Annotated in this window: 30 protein-coding genes; all 30 read left to right on the top strand. The window is 59.4% G+C overall.

Features of this window, described 5'->3' with window-relative positions; translation table 11 throughout:
- The first annotated feature begins 10 nt into the window (after positions 1 to 10).
- The 30 genes from ACR0J2_RS07635 (at position 11) to ACR0J2_RS07490 (ending at position 26,904) form a co-directional block, all read left to right on the top strand.
- On the top strand, positions 11 to 319 hold the full coding sequence (locus ACR0J2_RS07635; RefSeq protein ID WP_480812189.1) for a hypothetical protein: 309 nt from the start codon (positions 11 to 13) through the stop codon (positions 317 to 319).
- On the top strand, positions 316 to 1,920 hold the full coding sequence (locus ACR0J2_RS07630) for a carboxyl transferase domain-containing protein (RefSeq protein ID WP_480812188.1): 1,605 nt from the start codon (positions 316 to 318) through the stop codon (positions 1,918 to 1,920). Before ACR0J2_RS07635 ends, ACR0J2_RS07630 begins: the two co-directional genes overlap by 4 nt.
- A 78-nt stretch (positions 1,921 to 1,998) precedes the next feature.
- Positions 1,999 to 3,930 carry an acetyl/propionyl/methylcrotonyl-CoA carboxylase subunit alpha gene (locus ACR0J2_RS07625; protein WP_480812187.1) on the top strand — a complete coding sequence of 644 codons (1,932 nt, stop codon included), beginning with the start codon at positions 1,999 to 2,001 and terminating at the stop codon, positions 3,928 to 3,930.
- A 79-nt stretch (positions 3,931 to 4,009) separates the two neighbouring features.
- Positions 4,010 to 4,864, top strand: coding sequence for a hydroxymethylglutaryl-CoA lyase (locus ACR0J2_RS07620; protein ID WP_480812186.1), 855 nt, complete (start codon positions 4,010 to 4,012; stop codon positions 4,862 to 4,864).
- Entirely contained in the window at positions 4,865 to 5,395 is a 531-nt protein-coding gene (locus ACR0J2_RS07615; protein ID WP_480812185.1) for a P-loop nucleotide/nucleoside kinase family protein, read from the top strand.
- On the top strand, positions 5,388 to 6,176 hold the full coding sequence (locus ACR0J2_RS07610) for a crotonase/enoyl-CoA hydratase family protein (protein WP_480812184.1): 789 nt from the start codon (positions 5,388 to 5,390) through the stop codon (positions 6,174 to 6,176). Before ACR0J2_RS07615 ends, ACR0J2_RS07610 begins: the two co-directional genes overlap by 8 nt.
- A 186-nt stretch (positions 6,177 to 6,362) precedes the next feature.
- Positions 6,363 to 6,728, top strand: coding sequence for an NADH-quinone oxidoreductase subunit A (locus ACR0J2_RS07605; protein WP_170615352.1), 366 nt, complete (start codon positions 6,363 to 6,365; stop codon positions 6,726 to 6,728).
- A complete protein-coding gene (locus ACR0J2_RS07600) occupies positions 6,719 to 7,252 on the top strand; it encodes a NuoB/complex I 20 kDa subunit family protein (RefSeq protein WP_170615354.1) in 534 nt (177 codons plus the stop codon). Before ACR0J2_RS07605 ends, ACR0J2_RS07600 begins: the two co-directional genes overlap by 10 nt.
- 11 nt (positions 7,253 to 7,263) lie before the next feature.
- Positions 7,264 to 7,866 carry an NADH-quinone oxidoreductase subunit C gene (locus ACR0J2_RS07595; protein WP_480812183.1) on the top strand — a complete coding sequence of 201 codons (603 nt, stop codon included), beginning with the start codon at positions 7,264 to 7,266 and terminating at the stop codon, positions 7,864 to 7,866.
- 2 nt (positions 7,867 to 7,868) lie between these two features.
- The gene (locus ACR0J2_RS07590; protein ID WP_170615358.1) at positions 7,869 to 8,042 is read left to right on the top strand and encodes a hypothetical protein; all 174 of its coding nucleotides are present in this window, start codon (positions 7,869 to 7,871) and stop codon (positions 8,040 to 8,042) included.
- A 1-nt stretch (position 8,043) separates the two neighbouring features.
- Positions 8,044 to 8,169, top strand: coding sequence for a hypothetical protein (locus tag ACR0J2_RS07585; protein WP_475159136.1), 126 nt, complete (start codon positions 8,044 to 8,046; stop codon positions 8,167 to 8,169).
- The gene (locus ACR0J2_RS07580) at positions 8,169 to 9,392 is read left to right on the top strand and encodes an NADH-quinone oxidoreductase subunit D (RefSeq protein ID WP_170806549.1); all 1,224 of its coding nucleotides are present in this window, start codon (positions 8,169 to 8,171) and stop codon (positions 9,390 to 9,392) included. The genes ACR0J2_RS07585 and ACR0J2_RS07580 overlap by 1 nt, the downstream gene beginning before the upstream one ends.
- Positions 9,392 to 10,489, top strand: coding sequence for an NADH-quinone oxidoreductase subunit NuoE (gene nuoE, locus ACR0J2_RS07575; RefSeq protein ID WP_480812182.1), 1,098 nt, complete (start codon positions 9,392 to 9,394; stop codon positions 10,487 to 10,489). Before ACR0J2_RS07580 ends, nuoE begins: the two co-directional genes overlap by 1 nt.
- A 32-nt stretch (positions 10,490 to 10,521) precedes the next feature.
- On the top strand, positions 10,522 to 10,743 hold the full coding sequence (locus tag ACR0J2_RS07570) for a DUF5337 domain-containing protein (protein ID WP_170615364.1): 222 nt from the start codon (positions 10,522 to 10,524) through the stop codon (positions 10,741 to 10,743).
- 12 nt (positions 10,744 to 10,755) lie between these two features.
- Positions 10,756 to 12,054, top strand: coding sequence for an NADH-quinone oxidoreductase subunit NuoF (gene nuoF / locus ACR0J2_RS07565; protein WP_170806703.1), 1,299 nt, complete (start codon positions 10,756 to 10,758; stop codon positions 12,052 to 12,054).
- 5 nt (positions 12,055 to 12,059) lie between these two features.
- Positions 12,060 to 12,476: an MAPEG family protein gene (locus ACR0J2_RS07560; protein WP_170806545.1), complete on the top strand. Its 417-nt coding sequence runs from the start codon at positions 12,060 to 12,062 to the stop codon at positions 12,474 to 12,476.
- On the top strand, positions 12,476 to 12,865 hold the full coding sequence (locus ACR0J2_RS07555) for a hypothetical protein (RefSeq protein ID WP_480812181.1): 390 nt from the start codon (positions 12,476 to 12,478) through the stop codon (positions 12,863 to 12,865). The genes ACR0J2_RS07560 and ACR0J2_RS07555 overlap by 1 nt, the downstream gene beginning before the upstream one ends.
- Before the next feature lie 149 nt (positions 12,866 to 13,014).
- On the top strand, positions 13,015 to 13,368 hold the full coding sequence (locus ACR0J2_RS07550; protein ID WP_480441352.1) for a DUF5333 domain-containing protein: 354 nt from the start codon (positions 13,015 to 13,017) through the stop codon (positions 13,366 to 13,368).
- A gap of 3 nt (positions 13,369 to 13,371) precedes the next feature.
- Positions 13,372 to 15,393, top strand: a complete 2,022-nt coding sequence (gene nuoG, locus ACR0J2_RS07545) for an NADH-quinone oxidoreductase subunit NuoG (protein WP_480812180.1) — start codon at positions 13,372 to 13,374, stop codon at positions 15,391 to 15,393.
- Between the two features lie 204 nt (positions 15,394 to 15,597).
- Entirely contained in the window at positions 15,598 to 16,635 is a 1,038-nt protein-coding gene (gene nuoH, locus ACR0J2_RS07540; RefSeq protein WP_480812179.1) for an NADH-quinone oxidoreductase subunit NuoH, read from the top strand.
- 1 nt (position 16,636) lies between these two features.
- The gene (nuoI, locus tag ACR0J2_RS07535; RefSeq protein ID WP_170615374.1) at positions 16,637 to 17,131 is read left to right on the top strand and encodes an NADH-quinone oxidoreductase subunit NuoI; all 495 of its coding nucleotides are present in this window, start codon (positions 16,637 to 16,639) and stop codon (positions 17,129 to 17,131) included.
- On the top strand, positions 17,128 to 17,538 hold the full coding sequence (locus tag ACR0J2_RS07530) for a carboxymuconolactone decarboxylase family protein (RefSeq protein WP_010442761.1): 411 nt from the start codon (positions 17,128 to 17,130) through the stop codon (positions 17,536 to 17,538). Before nuoI ends, ACR0J2_RS07530 begins: the two co-directional genes overlap by 4 nt.
- Complete coding sequence (locus tag ACR0J2_RS07525) at positions 17,535 to 18,137, top strand: NADH-quinone oxidoreductase subunit J (RefSeq protein WP_480812178.1); 603 nt, start codon at positions 17,535 to 17,537, stop codon at positions 18,135 to 18,137. The genes ACR0J2_RS07530 and ACR0J2_RS07525 overlap by 4 nt, the downstream gene beginning before the upstream one ends.
- A gap of 4 nt (positions 18,138 to 18,141) precedes the next feature.
- The gene (gene nuoK, locus ACR0J2_RS07520) at positions 18,142 to 18,447 is read left to right on the top strand and encodes an NADH-quinone oxidoreductase subunit NuoK (protein WP_480812177.1); all 306 of its coding nucleotides are present in this window, start codon (positions 18,142 to 18,144) and stop codon (positions 18,445 to 18,447) included.
- Positions 18,448 to 18,453: 6 nt separating this feature from the next.
- Positions 18,454 to 20,643 (top strand): NADH-quinone oxidoreductase subunit L, encoded by a 2,190-nt coding sequence (gene nuoL / locus ACR0J2_RS07515; RefSeq protein ID WP_480812176.1) that lies wholly within the window; start codon positions 18,454 to 18,456, stop codon positions 20,641 to 20,643.
- Positions 20,643 to 22,187 carry an NADH-quinone oxidoreductase subunit M gene (locus ACR0J2_RS07510; protein WP_170615380.1) on the top strand — a complete coding sequence of 515 codons (1,545 nt, stop codon included), beginning with the start codon at positions 20,643 to 20,645 and terminating at the stop codon, positions 22,185 to 22,187. Before nuoL ends, ACR0J2_RS07510 begins: the two co-directional genes overlap by 1 nt.
- 15 nt (positions 22,188 to 22,202) lie before the next feature.
- Positions 22,203 to 23,645 carry an NADH-quinone oxidoreductase subunit NuoN gene (gene nuoN / locus ACR0J2_RS07505; protein ID WP_170677812.1) on the top strand — a complete coding sequence of 481 codons (1,443 nt, stop codon included), beginning with the start codon at positions 22,203 to 22,205 and terminating at the stop codon, positions 23,643 to 23,645.
- A gap of 54 nt (positions 23,646 to 23,699) precedes the next feature.
- Positions 23,700 to 24,449: a biotin--[acetyl-CoA-carboxylase] ligase gene (locus tag ACR0J2_RS07500; protein ID WP_480812175.1), complete on the top strand. Its 750-nt coding sequence runs from the start codon at positions 23,700 to 23,702 to the stop codon at positions 24,447 to 24,449.
- Between the two features lie 11 nt (positions 24,450 to 24,460).
- On the top strand, positions 24,461 to 25,240 hold the full coding sequence (locus ACR0J2_RS07495; protein ID WP_170615386.1) for a type III pantothenate kinase: 780 nt from the start codon (positions 24,461 to 24,463) through the stop codon (positions 25,238 to 25,240).
- The gene (locus ACR0J2_RS07490; protein ID WP_480812174.1) at positions 25,237 to 26,904 is read left to right on the top strand and encodes a ribonuclease J; all 1,668 of its coding nucleotides are present in this window, start codon (positions 25,237 to 25,239) and stop codon (positions 26,902 to 26,904) included. Before ACR0J2_RS07495 ends, ACR0J2_RS07490 begins: the two co-directional genes overlap by 4 nt.
- Positions 26,905 to 26,912 lie beyond the last annotated feature (8 nt).

The following is a 26,912-nucleotide window of genomic DNA, read 5'->3' as shown; positions in this document are numbered from 1 at the left end:
GGTGTCTTGGATGCTTGCGGGGAGTGTTGATATTGTTGAAGGCCATTTGCCCGCAGGTAAATGCGCGAAATGTAACAGCGTTCTAAGAGTTAGGCTTGGTAACGCACTGAGCTTTTTCTTGGTTTCATTTATCTTGATGTTTGTCCCGATTTTCTTCCTAATTTCGCAGGGAATACTAGATGTGCTGGCAGACAATATAACGTCATTTGCATCTTTCGTTTCATCGGGCGTCGCCAAGTTCATTCCCTTTCTGATTTATGTGTTCTTTGTTGCAATGCCGCTGAGTAATCAAATGCTGAAATTAGAGGTCAAGGTATGAAACTCACATCCAAAGCCATGCCCACCTCCGAGGGCTTCAAGCAAAACCGCGCTGCTCATCTCGAGGCATTGGCACAAATCTCCGCTGCTGCGGAAGCGGCCCGTATGGGGGGCGGTGAAAAGTCCCGTGCACGGCATGAATCTCGGGGCAAGATGCTGCCGCGCCGCCGGGTGGCGAACTTGCTCGATCCGGGCTCTCCGTTCCTTGAAATCGGCGCAACGGCGGCCCATGGCATGTATGGAGATGCTGCGCCGTCTGCCGGGGCCATTGCGGGCATTGGCCGGGTGCAGGGGCGCGAGGTCATGGTGGTGTGCAACGATGCCACGGTGAAGGGCGGCACCTACTACCCGATGACGGTCAAGAAACACCTTCGCGCGCAGGAGATCGCCGAGGAAAATCATCTGCCCTGCATCTATCTGGTCGACAGTGGCGGCGCGAACCTGCCCAATCAGGATGAGGTCTTTCCCGACCGCGACCACTTCGGTCGCATCTTCTACAATCAGGCGCGGATGAGCGCGAAGGGGATCCCTCAGATTGCGGTGGTCATGGGGTCGTGCACGGCGGGTGGCGCCTATGTGCCTGCGATGTCGGACGTAACGATCATCGTGAAGGAGCAAGGGACGATCTTTCTGGCCGGGCCGCCTCTGGTCAAGGCCGCAACAGGCGAGGTGGTCAGTTCCGAGGATCTGGGCGGTGGTGACGTTCATACACGCCTTTCCGGCGTAGCCGACTATTTGGCCGAGGATGATGCCCATGCGCTGGCGCTGGCGCGCCGGGCCGTCGCATCGCTGAACCTGCGCAAGCCGCAGACCGTGGATTGGGCGAACCCGGAGGATCCCGCTTATGATCCTGAAGAGATTCTGGGTGTGGTCCCCGCCGATCTGCGCACGCCCTATGACATTCGCGAGGTAATCGCGCGGCTGGTGGATGGCTCGCGCTTTGACGAGTTCAAACCGCGGTTCGGGGAAACGCTGGTGACAGGGTTCGCCCATGTCAAAGGCTGCCCCGTCGGGATCATCGCCAATAACGGGGTGCTGTTTTCAGAGGCAGCCCAGAAGGGCGCGCATTTCGTTGAACTCTGTTCACAACGCAAAATCCCTCTGGTTTTCCTGCAAAACATCACCGGCTTCATGGTCGGGCGGAAATACGAGAACGAAGGCATCGCACGGCACGGGGCCAAGATGGTGACTGCCGTGGCGACGACCTCGGTGCCGAAGATCACGATGCTTGTCGGTGGCTCGTTTGGGGCAGGGAACTATGGCATGGCGGGCCGCGCCTACCAGCCACGCTTCCTTTGGACCTGGCCGAACTCGCGCATCTCGGTCATGGGTGGCGAGCAGGCCGCAGGTGTTCTGGCCACCGTCAAACGCGACGGGATCGAGCGGCAGGGCGGCACATGGTCGGCCGAAGAAGAGGCCGAGTTCAAGCGGCCCACGCTGGACATGTTCGAGGAGCAGTCGCATCCGCTTTATGCCTCGGCGCGGTTGTGGGACGACGGCATCATCGACCCGCGCAAAAGCCGCGATGTGCTGGCCCTCTCGCTGAGCGCTGCGTTGAATGCCCCGATCGAGGAGACGCGTTTCGGCGTGTTCAGGATGTGATGGCAGAGAAGTTTCTGCGAAAATTCTTGGGAAGAAATCCTTCGTCGAGGGATTTTTGTTCAGAGAGGAACTGGGCTTGTGTTCACTAAAATTCTGATTGCCAACCGGGGTGAGATTGCCTGCCGAGTGATGGAAACCGCGCAAAAGCTGGGCGTTTCCTGCGTTGCCGTCTATTCGGACGCCGATATCGGGTCCAAGCACGTCCAGATGGCCGATGAGGCTGTGCATATCGGTGGCGCGGCCCCTGCGGACAGCTACCTTAAAGGGAACGTGATCATCGAGGCGGCGTTAAAAACCGGCGTGCAAGCGATCCATCCCGGCTATGGGTTCTTGTCCGAAAACCCCGATTTCGTGGATGCAGTCGAAGCTGCCGGTCTGACGTTCATAGGACCGTCCGCCGATGCGATCCGCAAGATGGGATTGAAGGATGCCGCGAAGGTTCTGATGGAGGAGGCCGGTGTGCCGGTTGTTCCCGGCTATCACGGCGAAAACCAGGACCCGGAACACCTTGCCGGCGCGGCCGATGCGATTGGCTACCCGGTTCTGATCAAAGCGGTTGCCGGTGGCGGCGGCAAAGGCATGCGGCTAGTCGAAAAGCCGCAGGACTTCAACGCCGCGCTGGACAGCGCGCGCAGCGAGGCTAGGACGGCGTTTGGCAATGACGCGGTTCTGGTCGAGAAATTCGTCGCCAAACCCCGCCATATCGAAGTGCAGGTGTTCGGCGACGGAACCCATGCCGTGCATTTGTTCGAAAGGGACTGCTCGTTACAGCGGCGCCATCAGAAGGTCATCGAGGAAGCGCCAGCGCCTGGGATGACGTCCGAGATGCGCGAGGCGATGGGGCAGGCAGGTGTCCGGGCCGCCGAAGCGATCGGCTACAAGGGCGCAGGCACCGTTGAGTTTATTGTCGATGCCTCGGAGGGGCTGCGCCCGGACCGGTTCTGGTTCATGGAAATGAACACACGTTTGCAGGTTGAGCATCCGGTCACCGAAGCGATCACTGGCGTTGATCTGGTCGAATGGCAATTGCGGGTCGCGTCCGGGGAAAAGCTGCCCGCCGGTCAGGAACAACTGTCGATCAGCGGGCATGCCTTCGAGGCGCGGCTTTACGCTGAAGACGTACCAAAAGGGTTTCTGCCCGCGACCGGACAGCTTTCTCATCTTCGGTTTCCAGATGATTGCCGCGCCGACAGTGGTGTGCGTGCCGGTGACATAATCAGCCCGTGGTACGATCCGATGATTGCCAAAGTCATCGTACATGGACCAACCCGATCGGTGGCGCTGGAGCAATTGCACCGGGCGTTGCAGCAAACCGAGGTCGCTGGAACGGTCACGAACCTTGCATTTCTGGGCGCGCTGACACGGCATGCAGGATTTGCAGCAGGAGACGTCGATACCGGGTTGATTGGCCGGGAGTTGCCGGGGCTGACTTCGGAAACTGAACCCTCTGCCGGACATTCCGTGGCCGCCGCTATGGCGGCGCTGGGTCTCGTCAACACAGATGACGAGACCGGTTTCACGCTGTGGGAGCCGCTGCGTCGTGCGGTCCACCTGCAGCACCGGGGCGATGTCATCGATCTGGATGTGCAGGTCGATGGGCGTGACCGGCAACTGTGGTATGTAAACCAGAAACAGATCGAGGCACGGCGGCGCGATGGCCTCTGGCGTCTGGACGGTCAGCCCATACCTCGCGTTGCCATCAACGGAGCCGTCATCACGGTTTTTGACGATTACGGCCACGCGTTTGAACTAATCGATCCGCTTGATCGCGATACGACGGCATCCGGCAACACAAACGTGATCGAGGCGCCCATGCCCGGTCTGGTCAAGGCCGTGTTCGCCGAGGCTGGTCAGTCCGTATCGGAGGGCGACCGCTTGGCCATTCTGGAAGCTATGAAAATGGAGCACGCCTTGCTGGCCGCACGTGACGGCATCGTTGCCGAAGTTCTGGCCGCTCCCGGATCGCAGGTCGAAGCCGGCGCCGCGCTTGTTCGGCTGGAAGAGGAGTAGCCTATCCCTGTGATGCATCGCATGCCATTGTCGGGGCAGGTTCAGCCGTTGATCGGAACAACACAGGAGAGGCGCAGGAATGGGTGACAGAGTCGAAATCTTTGAGGTCGGGCCCCGGGACGGTCTGCAGAATGAACAGCGCCAGATCCCCGTGGCCGAGAAAGTGGCGCTGGTGAATCGCCTGAGCGATGCCGGCTTCAATCGCATCGAAGTTGCGAGTTTTGTGTCGCCGAAATGGGTGCCGCAAATGGCAGACAGTGCAGCGGTTTTGGCAGGCATTACCCGCGCGGCTGGCGTTCGCTACGCTGCCTTGACGCCGAATATGCGCGGCTATGAGGACGCTATTGCCGCACATGCGGACGAAATCGCCATATTCGCGTCGGCATCCGAAGGGTTTTCGAAGGCAAACATTAATGCGTCTATTGCGGAATCCATCGCGCGGTTCGAGCCGATTCTGGAGGAAGCGCGCCATATCGACTTGCCGGTGCGCGGGTATATTTCCTGCGTGACCGACTGCCCCTATGACGGACCGACAGCGCCGGAGAAAGTCGCCGAAGTGGCTGATGTGCTGTTTTCGCACGGCTGCTATGAGATTTCATTGGGCGATACCATCGGGCAGGGCACGCCCGACAAGATCGCGCGCATGATCCTTGCTGTTCGCGAGCAGGTGCCGGTCACAAGGTTGGCGGGGCATTTTCATGACACGAATGGCCGGGCGATGGATAATATCGATGCCGCTCTGGCACTCGGGGTGCGTGTCTTCGATGCGGCGGTCGGCGGTTTGGGCGGCTGCCCATACGCGCCGGGGGCGGCGGGGAACGTGGCGACCGAGGCGGTTGCGGCGCATCTTGAACGGTTGGGCTATGACACGGGACTGGACGCCGCGATCCTGCAGGAAGCGGCAGAGATGGCCCGTTCGATGCGGGGCACTTGAGTGCCGGTTTTGATGTGTCTGTCCGGTTTGCCGGGTGTTGGCAAAACGACAATTGCCCGAATGGTTGCGGAGCGGACAGGTGCGTTGTGGCTTTGGATTGATCAGATCGAAACCGCCATGCGGTCGTCGCATATGAAGGTCGATGATCTTGCAGATGGCGGCTATGTCGCAGCACAAGCCGTTGCCACTGGTGCCTTGCAGCAGGGGTTTGATGTGATAGCCGATTGTGTGAACCCGATCAGCCTGACGCGAAACGCTTGGCGCAGTGTTTCGGAGAGAGCCCGGGCGCGGCATCTTGATGTGGAATTCTGGTGCTCAGACAAGACCGAACATCGAAAACGTGTCGAAAAGCGCGTGGTCGAGTTGCGCAATTGGTCACCGCCGACATGGCAGGCTGTTGAGATGCGCAGATACGACCCGTTTCCAAATCCCGATATCAGGATCGACACAGCGCAGACAGATCCGGCCGAGGCGGCGACCTTGTTGGCGGCTGCGATCCGTGAAGACCCACAGGAGAAAAACGATGTTTGAAACGATCGATATTGCAGTTTATCAGCGTGGTGTCGCCAGGTTGACCCTGAACCGCCCCGAAAAGCACAACGCCATGTCGGCGCAAATGATTGCGGAACTGACCAGCGCGGCAGCGGCGCTGGGCAAGGATGAAAACGTGCGCTTGGTTGTTCTGACCGGGGCAGGAAAGAGCTTTTGCGCCGGGGGCGACCTTGGTTGGATGCAGGACCAGATGGCAGCGGATCCCGCCACACGGTTCACCGAAGCACGCAAGCTGGCCGAAATGCTGAACGCCCTGAATACCCTGCCCAAGCCGTTGATTGGCGCCTTGCAGGGCAACGCGTTCGGGGGCGGTGTGGGCATGGCGGCCGTCTGCGATATTGCGATCGGTGTGAACAGCCTGAAGATGGGCCTGACGGAAACCCGCCTAGGTCTGATCCCGGCAACGATCGGGCCATACGTCGTTGCTCGCATGGGCGAAGCGCGAGCGCGCCGTGTCTTCATGTCCGCGCGCCTGTTTGATGCGAGCGAGGCTGTGGATCTTGGGCTGCTGGCTGAGACTGTGCCCGCCGAAGGTCTGGAGGACGCGGTGGAAGCCCATGTGGAACCTTATCTGTCCTGCGCGCCCGGGGCTGTCGCGTCCGCCAAAAGCCTTGTTCAGGCGTTGGGCCCGAAAATCGACGATGCCGTGATTGATCACACGATCAACGCCCTTGTCCAAAGGTGGGAAACACAAGAGGCGCAAGAGGGAATCAGTGCGTTCTTCGAGAAACGAAAACCTGCATGGAATAGTAAGGTTTAGCAGCATCTTCCCGTTTGTTGGATAAAGCGAAATCCGGGCGGTGTATCGGGGTCAGGCATGCAGATTAATACGGCATTCGCCGCCTGTGCTTGGTTGACCCTCTGACCCCGCGCGGATAGAGAATGTCCAGTCAACACGCCAATTGACGGCGCGCCCGGGACCGGACGCGCAGGAAAGGAGCCACTCGTGGAAGAGCTGTTGCGGGAGTATCTCCCGATCCTGGTGTTTCTGGCCGTCGCCGTAGGCCTTGGAATCGTCCTTATTCTTGCGGCTGTGGTGCTTGCTGTTCGCAATCCTGATCCTGAAAAAGTCAGCGCATATGAATGTGGCTTCAATGCCTTCGACGATGCGCGGATGAAATTCGACGTCCGATTCTATCTGGTCTCGATTCTCTTCATCATCTTCGATCTGGAAATCGCCTTCCTGTTTCCGTGGGCCGTGGGCTTCCGCGACATCAGCGATGTGGGTTTCTGGTCCATGATGGTATTCCTGGCGGTGCTGACGATCGGCTTTGCCTATGAATGGAAGAAGGGGGCCCTGGAATGGGAGTGATGACGGGCGCAAACACCGCCGGCGTCGACAAGGAAGTCGCCACCCAGGCCCTCAATGCCGAGCTGCAGGACAAGGGCTTCCTGCTGACCTCGAGCGAAGACATCATCAACTGGGCGCGTACCGGGTCGCTGCACTGGATGACATTCGGTCTGGCCTGCTGCGCGGTTGAGATGATGCACACCTCGATGCCGCGCTACGATGCCGAACGGTTTGGCATTGCTCCGCGCGCTTCTCCGCGTCAGTCCGACGTGATGATCGTCGCGGGGACGCTGACCAACAAGATGGCACCGGCGCTGCGCAAGGTGTATGACCAGATGCCGGAACCACGTTACGTGATCTCGATGGGGTCCTGCGCCAATGGCGGTGGGTACTATCACTATTCCTATTCTGTTGTTCGCGGCTGTGACCGGATTGTTCCTGTGGACATCTACGTACCGGGCTGCCCTCCGACGGCTGAGGCCCTGCTTTACGGTCTGATGCAGTTGCAGCGCAAAATCCGCCGCACCGGCACCATCGTACGCTGAGGAGTGAGCTGATGAGCGAAGCACTCAAGGAACTCGGCACGCAGTTAGAGCTGAAACGGGCTGATTGCGTTTTGTCCTGGGATGTCACCCACGGCGAGCTGAACGTTGATGTGGCCCCGTCGAACCTTGTGGAATTTGTCGAATTCCTGACGTCCGATCCGAACTGCAAGTTTTCGACGCTGGTGGACATCACCGGCGTGGACTATCCGGAACGGGCCAAGCGCTTCGACGTGGTGTACCACTTCCTGTCGATGTACCAGAATCAGCGCATCCGCCTGCGGGTCTCGATCCGCGAGGAAGACATGGTGCCCTCGATCGTGGGCGTTCACCCCTCGGCCAACTGGTTCGAGCGTGAGGTGTTCGACATGTTCGGCATACTGTTCTCGGGCCATCCGGACCTGCGGCGCATCCTGACCGATTATGGCTTCCGCGGCTATCCGCTGCGCAAGGATTTCCCGACCACTGGCTATACAGAAGTCCGCTATGACGAAGCGCAGAAGCGCGTGGTCTACGAACCCGTGTCGCTGGTTCAGGAATATCGTCAATTCGATTTCATGTCCCCATGGGAAGGTGCGAACTACATTCTGCCAGGGGACGAAAAACAGGAGACGTAATCATGGAGTTCTTGATCTGGATTATCGTGGTGGTTGCAACGGTCATTCCGATGACCAAGCTGTTGCCGCATTTCGGGATCAACAAGAACTGGGCGTTCGCTTGCGTGATTTCGCCAGTGGTCATTGTCCTTTTGTGGATGATGGCCATGAAGCTGCAAGAGATGGAGCGACGCTGACATGATGGGCGAACTGATCGTTTTGGGCGCCTTGGGCGTCTTGCTTGCAGGGGCCGCGGCGAAAGCGGCCGAAGCCGAAAAGGTCCGGGTCCGGGCTGAGGCGAAAAAGAAGAAACGAGGGCGTTGATGGACGGCTCAAGATACGATGACGGCAGCACGGACGCGCTGAGCGGAGAACAAAAGATCCGCAACTTCAACATCAACTTCGGCCCGCAACACCCTGCGGCGCACGGAGTTCTGCGTTTGGTGCTTGAGCTCGACGGCGAGATCGTCGAACGCTGCGACCCGCATATCGGCCTGCTGCACCGTGGCACCGAAAAGCTGATGGAAAGCCGGACGTATCTGCAGAACCTGCCGTATTTCGACCGTCTGGACTATGTGGCCCCGATGAACCAGGAGCACGCCTGGTGTCTGGCCATCGAAAAGCTGACCGGTGTGGAAGTGCCACGTCGCGGCTCGCTGATCCGGGTTCTGTATTCCGAGATCGGGCGCATCCTGAACCACCTGCTGAACGTGACCACGCAGGCGATGGATGTTGGCGCGCTGACCCCGCCGCTGTGGGGCTTTGAAGAGCGCGAAAAGCTGATGGTGTTCTATGAGCGTGCCTGTGGTGCGCGTCTGCACGCCGCCTATTTCCGCCCCGGCGGTGTACATCAGGATCTGCCGCCGGAATTGCTGGACGATATCGAAGCGTGGAGCCATGAGTTCCCCTCAGTTCTCGATGACATTGACGGCCTGCTGACCGAAAATCGCATCTTCAAACAGCGCAACGCCGATATTGGTGTGGTGACCGAGGATGACATCCAGAAATACGGTTTCTCGGGCGTGATGGTGCGCGGATCGGGCCTCGCTTGGGATTTGCGCCGCGCGCAGCCCTATGAGTGCTATGACGAGTTCGAATTCCAGATCCCCGTTGGCAAGAACGGCGACTGCTATGACCGTTATCTCTGCCGCATGGAAGAGATGCGCCAGTCGCTGCACATCATCCGTCAGGCCATCTCGAAAATCCGTGATTGCCCCGGCGATGTTCTGGCGCGCGGCAAGATCACCCCGCCGAAACGCTCGGACATGAAGACCTCGATGGAAAGCCTGATCCATCACTTCAAACTGTATACCGAAGGTTTCCACGTCCCCGCCGGTGAGGTCTACGCTGCAGTCGAGGCCCCCAAGGGCGAGTTCGGCGTCTATCTGGTCGCCGACGGCACCAACAAACCCTACCGCGCCAAACTGCGCGCACCGGGGTTCCTGCATCTGCAAGCCATGGACCACGTCGCCAAGGGCCATCAACTGGCCGACGTCGCCGCCATCATTGGCACTATGGACGTCGTATTTGGAGAGATTGACCGCTAATGCTCCGCCGTCTTCACCCCGAACAACCCGAAAGCTTTGCCTTCACTGCTGCGAACCAGCAATGGGCCGAAGCGCAGATCACAAAGTACCCCGAGGGGCGTCAGGCCAGCGCGGTGATCCCGTTGCTGTGGCGTGCGCAGGAACAAGAGGGCTGGCTGAGCCGTCCGGCGATTGAATCCGTCGCCGATATGCTGGGTATGGCCTATATTCGTGTGCTTGAGGTTGCGTCTTTCTACTTCATGTTCCAGCTGCAACCGGTTGGATCTGTGGCGCATATTCAGGTTTGCGGCACCACGTCCTGCATGATTTGTGGCGCCGAGGATCTGATTGCGGTCTGCAAAGAAAAGATCGCCGCCAAGCCGCATGAACTGTCCGCCGATGGCAAGCTGAGCTGGGAAGAGGTCGAATGCCTCGGCTCCTGCACCAATGCTCCGATGGCGCAGATCGGTAAGGATTACTATGAGGATCTGACCGCCGAGAGCTTTGGCCAGATCATTGACGATCTGGCGGCGGGCAAGGTTCCGACGCCGGGTCCGCAGAACGGGCGCTATGCGGCGGAACCGCTGAAAGGGCTGACCAGCCTGACCGAGTATGACAGTGGCCGAACGCAGTATAACGCCAGCGTCGCATTGGCGACGGATCTGGGTGATACAGTCAAGCGGATCGACGGAACCGAAGTGCCGATCCTGACGCCCTGGCTGGGCAAGGATGGCAAGGCTGCTGCGACCAAGGCGGCTCCCAACCCTCCCAAAGCACCTGCGCCGGCTAAGCCTGCAGTGAAACAAGCGGCTGAGGCGAAGGCCAAGGAAAATGCGCCTGAAACGCTGTCGGCTGCGCGGGATGGCAAGGCAGATGATCTCAAGCTGCTGAAAGGCGTTGGGCCGAAGCTGGAGCAAACGCTGAACGAGCTGGGTTTCTACCACTTTGACCAGATCGCCGCCTGGACACCTGATCAGGTGGCTTGGGTCGACGCGCGTTTGAAGTTCAAGGGCCGGATCGAACGGGATGGCTGGATCGAGCAGGCGGGCAAGCTGGCGGCTGGTGAAGAAACCGAGTTTGCGAAACGTGCCAAGAAAGACGGCACATACGAAGAGTGATAGCGGGTGCCCATCCGGGGCATCAATGTGTGATGGACAAGGACAAAGAACAGGCCATAGCCCGAAAGGGCCGACATATCGGTATCGTCATCGCAGTTACGATGACGATTTGGCTTGCCATGAACTTGTTTGTCGGCCCCGCGTTGGGATTGACGGCGCGACACGCGCTGCTGTTTGATTTTGCTGCGTTGGCGGCATTCATCTATGCGGGCGTGAACATTTTTCAACTCTGGCGCATGCGTCAGGAAAGCTGAAGGTAACGAATGATGCTGAAGGATCAGGACAGGATCTTTACCAACATCTACGGGATGCATGAGCGCACGCTGAAAGGCGCGCAAGCCCGGGGGCATTGGGACGGCACCGCTGGCCTGATCGAGAAGGGGCGCGACTGGATCATCCAGACCATGAAGGACTCGGGCCTGCGTGGTCGTGGTGGTGCGGGCTTTCCGACCGGTCTGAAATGGTCGTTCATGCCAAAGGAAAGCGATGGGCGCCCGGCCTATCTGGTTGTGAACGCAGATGAATCCGAGCCCGGCACATGCAAGGACCGCGAGATCATGCGCCACGATCCGCATACGCTGATTGAAGGCTGCCTGATCGCGTCCTTCGCAATGAACGCGCACACCTGCTACATCTACCTGCGTGGCGAATATATCCGCGAGCGTGAGGCTTTGCAGGCGGCGATTGATGAGGCCTATGACGCTGGCTTGCTGGGAAAGAACGCCGCTGGTTCGGGCTGGGATTTCGACTTGTTCCTGCATCACGGTGCCGGCGCCTATATCTGCGGTGAAGAAACCGCCCTGATCGAAAGCCTTGAGGGCAAGAAGGGTATGCCGCGGATGAAACCTCCGTTCCCGGCAGGTGCGGGTCTTTACGGCTGTCCGACCACGGTGAACAACGTGGAATCGATTGCTGTGGTGCCGACGATACTGCGCCGTGGGGCCGACTGGTTCGCGGGCTTCGGCCGCCAGAACAACGCAGGCACCAAGCTGTTTGCGATCTCTGGCCATGTGAACAACCCCTGCGTGGTTGAAGAGGCCATGTCGATCCCGTTCGAACAGCTGATCGAAACCCATTGCGGCGGCATTCGCGGCGGCTGGAACAATCTTCTGGCGGTGATCCCGGGCGGTTCGTCCGTTCCCTGTGTGCGCGGTGAGAACATGCGCGATGCGATCATGGATTTCGATCACCTGCGCAACGATCTGGGATCTGGCCTGGGCACGGCGGCCGTGATTGTGATGGACAAGTCCACCGACATCATCAAGGCGATCTGGCGTCTGTCAAAGTTTTACAAGCACGAAAGCTGCGGTCAGTGCACGCCCTGCCGCGAAGGTACCGGCTGGATGATGCGCGTCATGGACCGCCTGGTCCGAGGCGAGGCGGAACTGGAAGAGATCGATATGCTGTTCGACGTGACCAAACAGGTCGAAGGTCACACGATCTGCGCCCTTGGCGACGCGGCGGCCTGGCCGATCCAGGGCCTGATCCGCAACTTCCGTGAAGAAATCGAGGATCGCATCAAGGCTCAGAAATCGGGCCGCATGGGTGCGATGGCTGCGGAGTGAACTCAATGGAAATCTATGCCGAATATTCCCACGCAATCGCCGCATTGGTGATTTTCACCCTGGTTGTTCTGTTTCTGTCACCGTTCACCGCGCTGGCCAAACAGGGAAAAGGGCTGGCTCCGGGGGCGACACCGGATCAGGATTATTCGGACAAGGCTTACCGCCTGAACCGGGCCTATCTGAATGGTACCGAGACGCTGCCTGCGTTTCTGGCTGTTACAGTGGCCGCAATATTGATGGGTGTCAGCCCGTTCTGGGTCAACCTTTTTGCATCGGTGGCGTTGGTTGCCAGACTGGTCATGTTGTTCGTCCATATTCGCGGCGTCGGCAAACCCAACAGCGGTTTGCGTTCCGTGCTGTACGTCGTGGCATGGGCCTGCATGTTCCTTACCGGTCTCATGGCATTGGTGGCGGCGTTCTGATGTCGACAGGTGCACGCGAAAATACGACCCGCAAGCTAAGGGCTGCATCGATGCTGACAGTGGCGGTTGCGGCTTTGTCGCTTGTGACGGCATGCGGCCTCGTCAAACCTCCGGATGACCGGGTCACGTTCGATGGCAAATCCTTCCGGGCCAAGGCGAAAGCGGTAAACAAAAAGGCCATGCCGGCCGAGTTCACCGTGACCGTGAAAGGTGTTTCCGCGTCGTTGGACGGAGCGCTCGAAGCCGGCCGTTATGAAGGTACCAAGTTCTGTATTCAGAACTTCGGATCGTCCAGAATCGCCTGGAAAGTCGGACCTGATACGGAACCCCAGAATCTGCGCATCGCGGATGACAAACTGACATTTGCAGGAACCTGCCAGAGACCATGAAGCAGGGTTTTGCATATCGCGGCGGATTGACCGGGCAGCTATTGCTTAGCGCCCGGAGAAAACATCGTTGTGGACCTTCCATACCGAACGGAAGGATCACGCTCGGCGCGAAGGCAGTTGCTCTGATTTCAGTATTAACCTTCCCGATAGTGGCAGAGGCCAAGCCGCCTTTGAGGGATGTCAAAGAGATCGACAACGAACTCTACTACATCGCCATCGCAAACGAGATTTCGGAGTACTGCCCGTCGATCAGCGGGCGCCGGATGAAAGCGATCGGAGTGATGTGGGGATTGCGATCCAAAGCGAACAAACTGGGGTACTCGGATCAGGAAATCCGCGCCTATGTGGACTCGGATTCCGAAAAGGACCGGATGCGCGCCAAGGGCGAGGCGTATCTGTCCCAGAACGGTGTGTCTTATGACAACCCCAAGTCCTTCTGCTCACTGGGGCAGACGGAAATCGAAAGAAACAGCGCCATTGGCGTGTATTTGAGGGCGAACTAGAGAATGTCTGACCTCCGCAAGATCAATATCGACGGGCAGGATATCGAAGTCGATGGTGCGATGACCCTGATCCAGGCCTGTGAACAGGCCGGAGTCGAAGTGCCGCGCTTCTGCTATCACGAGCGCCTGTCGATTGCCGGAAACTGCCGGATGTGTCTGGTCGAGGTTGTTGGCGGCCCGCCCAAACCTGCGGCTTCCTGCGCGATGCAGGTGCGCGATCTGCGCCCGGGGCCGGAAGGACAGCCGCCGGTGGTCAAGACGAACTCGCCCATGGTCAAGAAGGCCCGCGAAGGGGTGATGGAGTTCCTGCTGATCAACCACCCGCTGGATTGCCCGATCTGCGATCAGGGTGGTGAGTGTGATCTGCAGGATCAGGCGATGGCTTATGGTCTGTCGGGCACGCGCTTCAAGGAAGCCAAGCGGGCGGTGGATGATCTGGATCTTGGACCGCTGGTCGGCACCGCGATGACGCGCTGCATCAGTTGTACCCGCTGCGTACGCTTCACCACCGAAGTCGCCGGGATCACCCAGATGGGCCAGACCGGGCGTGGTGAGGATGCCGAGATCACTTCGTACCTGAACCAGACGCTGAATTCGAACCTGCAGGGCAACATTATCGATCTGTGCCCGGTCGGGGCGCTGACGTCGAAGCCGTACGCCTTTACCGCGCGTCCGTGGGAACTGACCAAGACCGAAAGCGTCGACGTGATGGACGCTCTGGGTTCGAACATCCGCGTCGATACCAAGGGGCGCGAAGTGATGCGTTTCCTGCCGCGCAACCATGATGGCGTGAACGAAGAATGGATCAGCGATAAAACCCGCTTCGTCTGGGACGGCCTGCGCCGTCAGCGTCTGGACAAGCCTTATGTGCGCGAGAACGGCAAGCTGCGCCCGGCCTCTTGGTCTGAGGCGCTGACCAAGGCCGCCGAGGCGCTGAAAGGGGCCGAGAAACCGGCTGGGATCGTCGGTGATCTGGCTCCGGTCGAGGCTGCGTTTGCTCTGAAACAGATGATCGAAGGGCAGGGTGGTGTTGTTGAATGCCGCACCGACGGGGCCAAACTGCCTGCGGGCAATCGTGCGGCCTATGCCGGGACTGCGGCGATCGAGGATATTGACGCTGCCGAACGCATTCTGCTGATCGGCACAAACCCGCGTGACGAGGCTCCGGTTCTGAACGCCCGGATCCGCAGGGCCTGGGCGCACGGGGCCGAGGTTGCACTGGTAGGTCCCGCTGTGGACCTGACCTATGAGTATCACCATGTGGGTGATGACCGCACGGCGCTGCAAAAGGTCGTGGACATGGGTGGCGACGATACGATCAAGGGCAAACGCTCGCTGGTCATTGTTGGCCAAGGTGCGTTGCAAGAGGCGGACGGCGCCGCCGTTCTGGCCGCCGCACAAACCATTGCTGCAAACACGGAAAGCGGTCTGATCGTTCTGCATACCGCCGCCTCGCGCGTAGGTGCGATGGATGTGGATGCGACCAACGAAAGTGGCATGGATGCCGTTTCAGCGGCGGACGTGATCTACAACCTCGGCGCGGACGAGGTCGAGATCGGTGAGGGCGCCTTCGTGATCTATCAGGGCAGCCATGGTGATCGCGGCGCGCATCGCGCCGACGTGATCCTGCCGGGTGCCGCTTATACCGAGGAAAACGGCCTGTTCGTGAACACCGAAGGCCGCCCGCAACTGGCCATGCGCGCCGGGTTCGCGCCCGGTGAGGCGAAAGAGAACTGGGCGATCCTGCGGGCCTTGTCGGCTGAGTTGGGCGCAACTATGCCCTACGACTCGCTGGCGCAACTGCGCACCGCGCTTGTCGAAGCGGTTCCGCACCTGGCCCAGATCGATCAGGTGGTCGAAAATGAAGTTCAGCCGCTGGATGCCGGCCCGTTGGGCACGGCGACCTTCCGAAACGCGGTCAAGGATTTCTACCTGACCAACCCGATTGCGCGGGCCTCGCAGCTGATGGCCGAGCTTTCGGCGCAGGCGCAGGCACGCAAGGCCGAGAAGATCGCGGCGGAATGAACCAGAGCTGTTTCATATCGCAGGCAAACGCGACTGCCGGGCGGCAGTACGCTGCGCCTGATTTGTGTGTGAAACCCAAGATTAAGGGTGGCGCATGGGCGGCGTATGCTGTTTACACCAACGCGCCGACCCAGCCGCAGTTTGCGCAGGCACGTGGCCTTTGCATCGTTCGCGGAAAACGGAATACCCACGGTGTGAGGACCAATGGCTGATTTCTTTAACACCCCAGGCGGAATAGCCATCATCATTCTGGCGCAAGTACTTGCCGTCGTTGCCTTTGTGATGATTTCGCTGTTGTTCCTTGTCTACGGCGACCGCAAGATCTGGGCTGCTGTCCAGATGCGCCGCGGCCCCAACGTGGTCGGCGTCTATGGTCTTCTGCAATCGGTGGCTGACGCGCTGAAATATGTGGTGAAAGAGGTCGTGATCCCGGCAGGCGCTGACCGCACGGTTTTCATCCTTGCGCCGCTGACGTCCTTCGTTCTGGCGATGATCGCCTGGGCGGTGATCCCGTTCAACGATGGCTGGGTTCTGTCGGATATCAACGTCGCCATCCTTTACGTCTTCGCCGTGTCTTCGTTGGAAGTTTATGGCGTGATCATGGGCGGTTGGGCGTCGAACTCAAAGTACCCGTTCCTGGGCTCGCTGCGGTCCGCCGCGCAGATGATCTCCTATGAGGTCTCGATCGGCCTAATCATTATCGGCATCATCATTTCGACCGGTTCGATGAATTTCGGTGATATCGTTCGGGCGCAGGATGGCTCGTTCGGCTTCTTCAGCTGGTACTGGCTGCCGCATTTCCCGATGGTGTTCCTGTTCTTCATCTCGGCGCTGGCCGAAACCAACCGCCCGCCCTTCGACCTGCCGGAAGCGGAATCGGAACTGGTTGCCGGTTATCAGGTCGAATATTCGGCAACGCCCTTCCTACTGTTCATGGCGGGAGAGTACATCGCCATCTTCCTGATGTGCGCGCTGACTTCGCTGTTGTTCTTCGGCGGCTGGCTGTCTCCGATCCCGGGCCTGCCGGACGGCGTGCTGTGGATGGTCGCCAAGATGGCGTTCTTCTTCTTCATCTTCGCGATGGTCAAAGCGATCACGCCCCGCTACCGCTATGACCAACTGATGCGGCTGGGCTGGAAAGTGTTTCTGCCATTCTCGCTGGTCTGGGTGGTATTCGTGGCCTTCGCGGCGAAATTCGACTGGTTCTGGGGCGCGTTTGCCCGTTGGAGCGTAGGAGGCTGATATGGCAAACATCGACTACACCCGCGCTGCCAAGTATTTCCTGCTGCAGGATTTCTGGGTCGGTATGAAACTGGGGCTGAAGTACTTCTTCGCGCCCAAGGCCACCTTGAACTATCCGCATGAAAAGGGCCCTCTGTCGCCACGTTTCCGGGGGGAACACGCTCTGCGCCGCTATCCGAATGGCGAAGAACGCTGCATTGCCTGCAAACTGTGCGAAGCAATCTGCCCGGCGCAGGCCATCACCATCGATGCCGAACCGCGCGAGGACGGCAGCCGCCGCACGACACGCTATGACATCGACATGACCAAGTGCATCTATTGCGGCTTCTGCCAAGAGGCCTGCCCGGTCGATGCAATCGTCGAAGGCCCGAACTTCGAATTCGCCACCGAAACCCGGGAAGAGCTGTTCTACGACAAGGAAAAACTCCTGTCGAACGGTGAACGCTGGGAAGCCGAAATCGCCCGCAATCTGGAAATGGACGCGCCGTACAGATGAGTGACAGCCCGACAAATCCGTTCGAGCTGATGATGAAGCAGGCTCAGGACATGGCCAAGGCGATGAACCCGGCGATGGAGAATTTCTCGCCCAAGGGGTTCGAGGCGCTTTGGCCGACCATGCCGAAAGAGGTCATGGAGATGATGTTCGGCAATACCGTCAACAAGGACGGGCTGGATGCCAAGACCCGCCTGCTGCTGACGCTGGCCGGGCTGACCTGTCAGGGCGCTCAGGCGGACTCGGCAGTGCGTCAGACCGTGCGCCACGCGCTTGAGGCGGGTGCCAAGAAACAAGAGATCGTTGAAACGATCGGTCAGATGTCGGTCTTTGCCGGCATCCCGGCCATGACCCGCGCGCTGGATCTGGCGCAAGAGGTCATGGGCGATAACGAGGATGAGGATCAATGACCGTCTTTGCCTTCTATCTGTTTGCCATCAGCGCCATTACCGGCGGGCTGTTCACGGTGATCAGCCGTCAGCCGGTACACTCGGTGCTGTGGCTGATCCTGTCCTTCCTGTCCGCAGCGGGGCTGTTCGTGCTGCTGGGGGCCGAGTTCGTGGCGATGCTGCTAATCATCGTCTATGTCGGCGCGGTCGCGGTGCTGTTCCTGTTCGTGGTGATGATGCTGGATGTGGACTTTGCCGAGTTGAAGGCCGAGATGGCGCGCTATATGCCGCTGGCCCTGCTGATCGGTCTGGTCATTCTGATGCAATTCGTCATGGCCTTCGGGGCGTGGGACAGCGCGCAGGGCATTGAGGCCAATCTGGCGCAGCCGGTCCCGGCAGACCGTCACAACACCGAGGCGCTGGGCGTCATTCTTTACGATCAATATTTCCTTTTGTTCCAACTGGCGGGCCTGATCCTGCTAGTGGCCATGATCGGCGCCATTGTTTTGACGCTGCGGCACCGTCAGGACATCAAGCGTCAGGACATCGTCGGCCAGATGATGCGCGACCCGGCCAAGGCGATGGAGTTGAAGGACGTGAAACCGGGGCAGGGGCTTTAAGACGATGATCGGACTTGAACACTATCTTACGGTCGCGGCGACGCTGTTCGTCATCGGCATCTTCGGTCTCTTCCTGAACCGCAAGAACGTCATCATCCTGCTGATGAGCATCGAGTTGATGCTGCTGGCGGTAAATATCAACCTCGTGGCGTTTTCCAGCTTTCTCGGCGATATGGTCGGGCAGGTGTTTACGCTGTTCGTACTGACCGTTGCGGCGGCCGAGGCGGCGATTGGTCTGGCCATTCTGGTCTGTTTCTTCCGCAACCGTGGCACCATCGCGGTTGAAGACGTCAATATGATGAAGGGGTAAGAGAATATGGAAACCACCATCCTCTTTGCCCCGTTGGTGGGCGCGCTGATCTGCGGGTTCGGCTGGCGGTTCATTGGCGAGAAAGCCGCCATGTGGACCGCGACGGGCCTGCTGTTTCTGGCCTGTCTGCTGTCGTGGATTGTTTTCTTCACCTTTGACGGTGTGACCCAGCAGATCGAGATCATGCGCTGGATCGAAAGCGGATCGCTGTCGACAAGCTGGGCCATCCGTCTGGACCGGTTGACCGCGATCATGCTGATCGTGGTGACGACGGTTTCGGCGCTCGTGCACCTCTATTCCTTTGGCTACATGGATCACGATCCGCAATGGCGCGAGGGTGAAAGCTATAAGCCGCGTTTCTTTGCTTATCTGTCGTTCTTTACCTTCGCCATGCTGATGCTGGTGACGGCGGACAATCTGGTTCAGATGTTCTTTGGCTGGGAAGGCGTGGGCGTCGCATCCTATCTGCTGATCGGGTTCTATTATCGCAAATCCAGCGCCAATGCGGCCGCGATGAAAGCCTTTATCGTCAACCGAGTGGGTGACTTTGGCTTTGCGCTGGGGATTTTCGCGCTGTTTTTCCTGACCGACAGCATCAACTTCTCGGACATCTTTGCATCAGCTCCGGCTTTGGCCGAAGAAAAGCTGCATTTCCTGTGGGGTGAGTGGACTGCGATCGAAGTGATCTGTGTCCTGCTGTTCATCGGCGCGATGGGCAAGTCGGCGCAGTTGATCCTGCACACCTGGTTGCCGGACGCGATGGAAGGCCCGACGCCGGTGTCGGCGCTGATCCATGCCGCGACCATGGTGACGGCGGGTGTGTTCCTGGTCTGCCGCATGTCGCCGCTGATGGAGTTCGCGCCGGGTGCGACCGGGTTCATCACCTTCCTTGGGGCCTCGACCGCATTCTTCGCGGCGACCGTGGGTCTGGTGCAGACTGACATCAAACGCGTTATCGCCTATTCGACCTGTTCGCAGCTGGGCTACATGTTCGTGGCCGCTGGCGTCGGCATGTATTCTGCGGCCATGTTCCACCTGCTGACTCACGCGTTCTTCAAGGCGCTGCTGTTCCTTGGGGCGGGTTCGGTGATCCACGCGATGCATCACGAGCAGGAAATGACCGAATATGGCGGATTGCGGAAAAAGATCCCTTATACCTTCTGGGCCATGATGATCGGCACGCTGGCCATCACGGGTGTGGGCATTCCGCTGACCACCTTCGGCTTTGCCGGCTTCCTGTCCAAGGACGCCATCATCGAAAGCGCCTATGCGGGCGGTACGGGTTATGCCTTCTGGATGCTGGTCATTGCGGCGATGTTCACCTCGTTCTACAGCTGGCGTCTGATCTTCCTGACCTTCTATGGCGACCCGCGCGGCGACAAGCATACTCATGATCACGCGCATGAAAGCCCGATGACAATGCTGGTGCCGCTTGGGATTCTGTCACTTGGTGCGGTTTTTGCCGGGATGCTCTGGTACAGCCCCTTCTTTGGGCATACCGACAAGGTCGGCAAGTTCTACGGCATCCCCGTGGCCGAAGCCTCGGAGCATGCGGGAGGTCACGACGCCGAAACGCATTCCGAGCATGTGGCTGACGGGACCGCCGAGGAGCATCACGGTGACGAAGCTGAAGAAGCTCATGCGGATTCAGCGCACGCGGATGAAGGGCATGGCGAAGATGCCGCTCATGGTGACAAGGACGCAAAAGGCGGCGATCACCACTATGTCTTTGCCGGAGAACCAGGTGAGGGCGCTTTGTATATCGCACCGGACAATCACGTTCTGGACGACGCGCATGCGGCGCCGATATGGGTCAAGTTTTCGCCTTTCGTCGCAATGCTGCTGGGCTTTGTCGTCGCCTACTGGTTCTACATCGTGAACACCTCGCTGCCTGCGCGGCTGGCGGCGAACCAGCGTCCGCTGTACCTGTTCCTGCTGAACAAATGGTACTTTGACGAGATCTACGACGCGATCTTCGTCAAGCCCACCGTGGCGCTTGGCCGGTTCCTGTGGAAACGCGGCGATGGCAACACCATCGACGGCTTCCTGAACGGGGTTGCCATGGGCGTAGTTCCCTTCTTTACCCGCCTCGCAGGCAAGGCGCAGACGGGGTACATCTTTACTTACGCCTTCTGGATGGTTCTGGGCATCGCAGCCCTGATCACCTGGATGTCGATTGGCGGGGGCGCACACTAATGGATAATATCCTCTCCATCGTCACCTTCATCCCCGCAGCGGCCGCCGGTATTCTGGCGCTGTTCCTGCAAGGCGATGATGCCGCGGCACAGCGCAATGCGAAATGGATCGCACTGCTGGCGACCACTGTCACCTTCCTGGTGTCGATCGGCATCTATACCGGCTTTGATCCGTCCAACACCGGCTTCCAGATGGTGGAAGAGGGTGAATGGCTGATGGGCCTGAAATACAAGATGGGCGTGGACGGCATCAGCGTGTTGTTCGTGCTGCTGACCACCTTCATCATGCCGCTGACCATTCTGGCCAGCTGGAATGTGACGACCCGCGTCAAGGAATACATGGTCGCCTTCCTGATGCTGGAAACCCTGATGCTGGGCGTGTTCATGGCGCTGGATCTGGTGCTGTTCTACCTGTTCTTCGAGGCAGGTCTGATCCCGATGTTCCTGATCATCGGCATCTGGGGTGGCAAGGATCGCATCTACGCCAGCTTCAAGTTCTTCCTCTACACCTTCCTCGGTTCGGTACTGATGCTGGTGGCGATGGTCGCGATGTATTCGGATGCTGGAACCACGGATATCGAGGCGCTGATGACGCATCAGTTCTCGTCCGAAGGGTTCAGTGTTCTGGGCATCTACATTGTCGGCGGAATGCAGACGCTGATGTTCCTGGCATTCTTTGCATCATTTGCCGTGAAGATGCCGATGTGGCCGGTCCACACCTGGCTGCCGGACGCGCACGTGCAGGCCCCGACTGCGGGCTCGGTCGTGCTGGCGGCGATCCTGCTGAAGATGGGCGGCTACGGTTTCCTGCGGTTCAGCCTGCCGATGTTCCCCGTGGGCTCGGCGGTGATGACCGATCTGGTGCTGTGGATGTCGGCCATCGCGGTTGTCTACACCTCGCTGGTTGCGCTGGTGCAGGAGGACATGAAGAAGCTGATCGCCTATTCGTCCGTCGCGCATATGGGATTTGTGACTATGGGGATTTTCGCGGCGAACCAGCAGGGTATTGACGGCGCGATCTTCCAGATGCTCAGCCACGGATTCATATCGGCGGCGCTCTTCCTTTGCGTTGGAGTAATCTATGACCGGATGCACACCCGCGACATCGAAGCGTACGGAGGTCTGGTGATCCGGATGCCCGCCTATGCGCTGGTCTTCATGCTGTTCACCATGGCCAATGTCGGCTTGCCGGGCACCTCCGGGTTCATTGGCGAATTCCTGACCTTGATGGGCGCATTCCAGGTCAACACCTGGGTGACTGCGGTTGCTGCAAGCGGTGTAATCTTCTCGGCCGGATATGCGCTGTGGCTGTATCGCCGTGTTGTCTTTGGCGACCTGATCAAGGAAAGCCTGAAGGCAATGACAGACATGAGCTCGCGCGAGCGGCTGATCTTTGCGCCGCTGATCGTGATGACCATCCTGCTGGGTGTCTACCCGTCGCTGGTGACAGATGTGATCGGCCAATCGACCGCTGCATTGATTTCGAACTATGACACGGCTCTGGCCGCGGCTGAGGCCGCGACCCAGACGGCCGCCTCGCATTAAGGGAGCTTTGGAGACATGATCCAGGCTGATCTGACAATAATCCTGCCGGAAATCGTTCTGGCCGTGTATGCGATGGCTGCTCTGATCGGGGCTGTCTATACGACGAAAGACGGGCTGGCGCCGGTTCTGGTCTGGGCGACGGCAGGTCTGATGGCGCTGCTGTCCTTCTGGATTGCCACAAATGGCGACGGCACCAATGTCGCGTTCAACGGCATGTTCGTGGATGACGGGTTCTCGCGCTTTGCCAAGGTTGCAATCCTGTTGTCGGCCGCCGCCGTTCTGGTGATGAGCCAGGATTACATGACCCGCCGCGGTCTGCTGCGGTTTGAATACCCCTTGCTGGTGGCCTTGGCCGCTGTTGGCATGATGATGATGGTCAGTGCCGGCGACCTGATGTCCCTTTACATGGGATTGGAACTGCAATCGCTGTCGCTTTATGTGGTGGCCGCCCTGCGTCGTGACAGTGCAAAGTCGACCGAAGCCGGTCTGAAATACTTCGTTCTGGGCGCGCTGAGTTCGGGCTTGCTGCTCTACGGTGCGTCGCTGGTCTATGGTTTCACCGGCACCACGCTGTTCTCGGGCATTATCCAGACGGTTCACCACGGCGACGTCTCGATTGGCCTTCTGTTTGGTCTGATCTTCCTGATCTCGGGGCTTGCGTTCAAAGTGTCCGCCGTGCCGTTCCACATGTGGACACCGGACGTTTACGAAGGGTCGCCCACGCCGATTACGGCCTTCTTTGCCACCGCGCCGAAAGTGGCGGCGATGGCGCTGTTTGCCCGACTGATGCATGACGCCTTTGGTGGTGTGGTGAAAGACTGGCAGCAGGTGATTGTGCTGCTTTCGGTTCTGTCGATGCTGCTGGGTGCGGTTGCCGCGATTGGACAGCGCAACATCAAGCGACTGATGGCGTTTTCATCAATCGCCCATATGGGTTACGCGATGATCGGCCTGGCTGCAGGTACGGAAATGGGCGTCAAGGCGATGCTGATGTATCTGGCAATCTATGTGACCATGAACATCGGCACGTTTGCCTTCATCCTGATGATGGAGCGTGACGGCAAACCGGTCACTGACATTGACGCTCTGCGCCAATACTCCAAGCGTGATCCGGGCAAAGCACTGGCCGTTCTGATCCTGATGTTCAGCCTGGCCGGGGTGCCGCCGATGCTGGGCTTCTTCGCCAAGTTCGGCGTCTGGCAGGCCGGTGTCGGCGCGGGGTTGACCGGGTTGGTCATTGTGTCGGCCATCGCTTCGGTCATTGGTGCCTTCTATTATCTGCGGATCGTGTTCTACATGTACTTCGGTGAAGAGAATGAAGAACCGATCGAGACACATTCCACACCGGTTCTGTGGGTCGCTCTGATGGGGTCGGCGGCACTCATGCTGATCGGCGTGTTCTACCAGTTCGGGATCGAGGGGGCGGCTGCGGCTGCGGCGGCGACACTTGTCAACTGATCTTCTCTTTCGCAACATTCAGGAGGCTCGGTCTTGTGACCGGGCCTTTTTGACATGAGCGGTTGGCCCGCCGGATACGGCCTGCATGTTGTGCAGGAGGTGGACAGCACCCTGAACGAAGCGGCCCGGATCGCTCCGACTGCGCAGGGACCTGTCTGGATCATGGCCCATCGCCAGACGGCGGCGCGGGGCAGACGGGGACGGGTTTGGGCCAATCCGAAAGGTAATCTGGCGGCGACCTTGCTGATGCGCCCACAGGGCAACCCGGAACAATCCGCCCTGCGGAGCTTTGTGGCTGCTCTGGCCCTGTTCGATGCATGCGTCGCTGTTTCAGGCCGGGCGACCGGTTTGTCGTTGAAATGGCCCAATGACGTTCTGCTGAACGGCGGTAAACTGGCCGGCATATTGCTGGAAAGCACCGGCCACGGGCGCGAGGTGTCGCATCTGGCGATCGGCATCGGCGTCAACCTGACCGAAGCTCCGGGAGCGGATATGGTCGAACCGGGCGCTGTTCGGCCCGTATCGTTGTTGTCGGAAACAGGGGCGCAGGTGTCGCCCGAAGATTTCCTGACGGAACTTGCCTCTGCCTATGCGCGGTACGAGACGCAGTTCGCCACATTTGGGTTTGATCCGATCCGAAAGGCATGGCTGTCCCGTGCGGCCCGGTTGGGCGAGGTTATTACCGCCCGGACCGCAGCGTCAGAAACGGTTGGAACCTTCGAAACTGTAGACGCGACAGGAAACCTTGTCTTAAACACCGCGAAAGGCCGGGTGAGCATTCCTGCGGCCGATGTGTTTTTCTGAGGGAGGCGTACATGCTTCTGGCTATCGACTGCGGCAACACGAATACCGTTTTCTCGATCTGGGATGGCGAGAAGTTCCTGTGCACCCTGCGCACATCGACCCATCACGCCCGTACGGCTGATGCGTATTTCACCTGGTACTCGACCTTGGTGAAACACTATGGGATCGAAGCGGAAATCACCGATGTCATCATCGCTTCGACCGTACCGCGTGTGGTGTTCAACCTGCGGGTTTTTGCGGACCGTTTCTTTGATTGCCGCCCGCTGGTCGTGGGCCGGCCGGACTGTCTGCTGCCCGTGCCCCCACGCGTGGATGAGGGGACAGTTCCGGGGCCGGACAGGCTGGCCAATGCCGTCGGTGCCTTTGATCGGCATGGCGGCAATGTCGTTGTGGTGGACTTCGGCACTGCGACCAATTTCGACGTGGTGGCCGCAGATGGTGCCTATGTCGGCGGCATCATCGCCCCCGGCGTGAACCTGAGTCTTGAGGCATTGCATCAGGGCGCGGCGGCATTGCCGCATATCGACATAACCCGCCCGGAAAAAGTGATCGGGACAAATACGGTTGGCTGTATCCAGTCCGGCGTGTATTGGGGCTATTCCGGGCTGATCGAAGGGCTGATTTCCCGGATCAAGGCTGAATACGGAATGCCGATGAAAGTCGTTGGAACCGGTGGGCTTGCGCCTCTGTTCGATCAGGCCGACGTGGGGTTCGACGCAATCGAGGATGATCTGACGATGCACGGTCTGACTGTGATACATCGCTACAACAAGGAAAACGGCTCGGCATGAGCAGCGAAAGATTGATCTATTTGCCGCTGGGCGGCGCGGGCGAGATTGGCATGAACGCCTATGTCTACGGGTATGGCAAACCGGGGCAGGAACGGCTGATCCTTGTGGATCTGGGCGTGACGTTTCCGGATATGGATACCACCCCGGGCGTTGACCTGATCCATGCCGATATCTCATGGCTGCGGGATCGTGCGGACCGGCTGGACGCGGTATTCGTGACCCACGCGCACGAAGACCATGTTGGTGCGGTTGCGCATTGTTATGACGCGCTGAACGCGCCGATCTATGCGCGGGCCTTCACCGCCAATATCGCGCGCCGCAAGATGGAGGAATACGGCCATCCGGAGGACGCGGTGCGCACAGCGTCTGCCTGGCCCGAACAGATTCAGGTGGGTCCGTTTACGGTCGGATTTTTGCCGGTCTCACACTCCATCCCCGAAAGTGCGGCGCTGGTGATCGACACCCCGGCTGGCCGGATCGTGCATACGGGCGATTTCAAACTGGATGCCAACCCTGTTGTCGGCGAAGCCTTCGATCCCGATCTGTGGGCCGAAGTAGCCAATCCCGGCGTCAAGGCGCTGGTCTGTGACAGTACAAACGTATTCTCTGCCCATCCCGGACGCTCGGAAAGTGAAGTCGGGCCGGAAATCACACGACTGGTCGAAGAGGCCGACGGAATGGTCGTCGCGACCACATTCGCCTCAAACGTCGCGCGGGTCAAAACCCTGGCCGAGGCCGGTCAACGGGCCGGGCGGTCTGTTGTTCTGTTGGGGCGCGCCATGCGCCGCATGATTGAGGCCGCGACGGAAACCGGCATCCTTTCGGACTTCCCCCGCGTCGTCAGCGCCGAAGAGGCGGTGGATATGCCGCGTCAGAACCTCATGCTGATCGTGACCGGCAGCCAGGGTGAACGCCGCGCCGCAAGCGCACAGCTGGCGCGTGGCAAGTATCGCGGACTTGAGTTGAAAGACGGCGACCTGTTTCTGTTTTCCTCCAAAACCATTCCCGGCAACGAGCGGGGCGTGATTTTCATCATGAACCAGCTGAGCGAAAAGGGCGTGGACGTGGTGGACGACAGTTCGGGTCTGTATCACGTTTCAGGCCACGCCAACCGCCCTGACCTTGAGCGGGTGCACGAGTTGATGAACCCAAAGATGGTCATCCCGATGCACGGTGAACACCGGCATCTGCGCGAACATGCGAAACTGGCCGAGGCGGGCGGCCGAACCGGTATGCTGGCCGTGAACGGGACAATGCTGGACTTGACCGGGGATACGCCCGAGGTTGCGGACTACGTGGAAACCGGTCGAACCTATCTGGACGGAACCGTCAAGATTGGCGCACTGGATGGGGTTGTGCGGGACCGGATTCGTATGGCGCTGAATGGCCACGTGACTGTGACGGTTATTCTGGATGAAGAAGATGAACCGCTGGGCGAGCCCTGGTGTGACACCATGGGTCTGCCGGAGCTTGGGTCGTCACGCGCGGCGCTGGTCGAGGTGCTGGAGGAGGACCTGAACCAGTTCCTGATGCGGGCCGAGGCCAAAACCCTGCGCGATGATGACAAGCTGGAAGAAGCGATGCGACGGATCGTACGTCAGAGCACAAAAACAGAGATCGGGAAAAAGCCCGAAGTTACCGTTGTCATCAGCCGGATGAAATAAGCGGACGG

It is taken from the genome of Ruegeria sp. CG4, from assembly GCF_056537185.1.
Note: the sequence above shows the minus strand (reverse complement) of the source record. Positions and strands in the feature narration are given on the sequence as shown.

What these genes read in the sequence shown, in the direction of transcription:
- nuoF (WP_170806703.1), top strand. Translation starts at nt 10,756, where the DNA reads ATGCTGAAGGATCAGGACAGGATCTTTACCAACATCTACGGGATGCAT.
- nuoL (WP_480812176.1), top strand. Translation starts at nt 18,454, where the DNA reads ATGGAAACCACCATCCTCTTTGCCCCGTTGGTGGGCGCGCTGATCTGC.
- nuoK (WP_480812177.1), top strand. Translation starts at nt 18,142, where the DNA reads ATGATCGGACTTGAACACTATCTTACGGTCGCGGCGACGCTGTTCGTC.
- ACR0J2_RS07635 (WP_480812189.1), top strand. Translation starts at nt 11, where the DNA reads ATGCTTGCGGGGAGTGTTGATATTGTTGAAGGCCATTTGCCCGCAGGT.
- ACR0J2_RS07555 (WP_480812181.1), top strand. Translation starts at nt 12,476, where the DNA reads ATGTCGACAGGTGCACGCGAAAATACGACCCGCAAGCTAAGGGCTGCA.
- nuoG (WP_480812180.1), top strand. Translation starts at nt 13,372, where the DNA reads ATGTCTGACCTCCGCAAGATCAATATCGACGGGCAGGATATCGAAGTC.
- ACR0J2_RS07560 (WP_170806545.1), top strand. Translation starts at nt 12,060, where the DNA reads ATGGAAATCTATGCCGAATATTCCCACGCAATCGCCGCATTGGTGATT.
- ACR0J2_RS07570 (WP_170615364.1), top strand. Translation starts at nt 10,522, where the DNA reads ATGGACAAGGACAAAGAACAGGCCATAGCCCGAAAGGGCCGACATATC.
- ACR0J2_RS07585 (WP_475159136.1), top strand. Translation starts at nt 8,044, where the DNA reads ATGATGGGCGAACTGATCGTTTTGGGCGCCTTGGGCGTCTTGCTTGCA.
- ACR0J2_RS07490 (WP_480812174.1), top strand. Translation starts at nt 25,237, where the DNA reads ATGAGCAGCGAAAGATTGATCTATTTGCCGCTGGGCGGCGCGGGCGAG.
- ACR0J2_RS07495 (WP_170615386.1), top strand. Translation starts at nt 24,461, where the DNA reads ATGCTTCTGGCTATCGACTGCGGCAACACGAATACCGTTTTCTCGATC.
- nuoI (WP_170615374.1), top strand. Translation starts at nt 16,637, where the DNA reads ATGGCAAACATCGACTACACCCGCGCTGCCAAGTATTTCCTGCTGCAG.
- nuoE (WP_480812182.1), top strand. Translation starts at nt 9,392, where the DNA reads ATGCTCCGCCGTCTTCACCCCGAACAACCCGAAAGCTTTGCCTTCACT.
- ACR0J2_RS07595 (WP_480812183.1), top strand. Translation starts at nt 7,264, where the DNA reads ATGAGCGAAGCACTCAAGGAACTCGGCACGCAGTTAGAGCTGAAACGG.
- nuoH (WP_480812179.1), top strand. Translation starts at nt 15,598, where the DNA reads ATGGCTGATTTCTTTAACACCCCAGGCGGAATAGCCATCATCATTCTG.
- ACR0J2_RS07530 (WP_010442761.1), top strand. Translation starts at nt 17,128, where the DNA reads ATGAGTGACAGCCCGACAAATCCGTTCGAGCTGATGATGAAGCAGGCT.
- ACR0J2_RS07590 (WP_170615358.1), top strand. Translation starts at nt 7,869, where the DNA reads ATGGAGTTCTTGATCTGGATTATCGTGGTGGTTGCAACGGTCATTCCG.
- nuoN (WP_170677812.1), top strand. Translation starts at nt 22,203, where the DNA reads ATGATCCAGGCTGATCTGACAATAATCCTGCCGGAAATCGTTCTGGCC.
- ACR0J2_RS07630 (WP_480812188.1), top strand. Translation starts at nt 316, where the DNA reads ATGAAACTCACATCCAAAGCCATGCCCACCTCCGAGGGCTTCAAGCAA.
- ACR0J2_RS07600 (WP_170615354.1), top strand. Translation starts at nt 6,719, where the DNA reads ATGGGAGTGATGACGGGCGCAAACACCGCCGGCGTCGACAAGGAAGTC.
- ACR0J2_RS07620 (WP_480812186.1), top strand. Translation starts at nt 4,010, where the DNA reads ATGGGTGACAGAGTCGAAATCTTTGAGGTCGGGCCCCGGGACGGTCTG.
- ACR0J2_RS07580 (WP_170806549.1), top strand. Translation starts at nt 8,169, where the DNA reads ATGGACGGCTCAAGATACGATGACGGCAGCACGGACGCGCTGAGCGGA.
- ACR0J2_RS07510 (WP_170615380.1), top strand. Translation starts at nt 20,643, where the DNA reads ATGGATAATATCCTCTCCATCGTCACCTTCATCCCCGCAGCGGCCGCC.
- ACR0J2_RS07500 (WP_480812175.1), top strand. Translation starts at nt 23,700, where the DNA reads ATGAGCGGTTGGCCCGCCGGATACGGCCTGCATGTTGTGCAGGAGGTG.
- ACR0J2_RS07610 (WP_480812184.1), top strand. Translation starts at nt 5,388, where the DNA reads ATGTTTGAAACGATCGATATTGCAGTTTATCAGCGTGGTGTCGCCAGG.
- ACR0J2_RS07525 (WP_480812178.1), top strand. Translation starts at nt 17,535, where the DNA reads ATGACCGTCTTTGCCTTCTATCTGTTTGCCATCAGCGCCATTACCGGC.